1 pseudogene is annotated in these 213 nt (G+C 53.5%); it reads left to right on the top strand.

What is annotated here, in order from left to right:
- Nucleotides 1-17 precede the first annotated feature (17 nt).
- Nucleotides 18-213: pseudogene (locus HMPREF2760_RS12570) on the top strand (integrase core domain-containing protein); the annotation flags it as partial.

The following is a 213-nucleotide window of genomic DNA, read 5'->3' as shown; positions in this document are numbered from 1 at the left end:
AATAGGGTGTCCACTAAACGAGGGTAACCTCAGCGGTGGGAACGAGTGCCGATAATGCCCTGGCAGAATCATTTAACGCCACCCTAAAGCGTGAAGTTCTGCGAGATGGGAAAGTCTTTGACAATCCCATCAGCTGCCGCCAAGAAGTCTTCCGATGGTGCATGCGCTACAACACCCGTAGACGACACTCCTGGTGCAATCTTCTAGCCCCCG

Origin of the sequence: Corynebacterium sp. HMSC065D07 (assembly GCF_001810695.1) — a bacterium.
Taxonomy (GTDB): domain Bacteria; phylum Actinomycetota; class Actinomycetes; order Mycobacteriales; family Mycobacteriaceae; genus Corynebacterium; species Corynebacterium hesseae.
The sequence above is the reverse complement of the archived record's forward strand: the minus strand, read 5'-3'. Positions and strand labels throughout refer to the sequence as shown.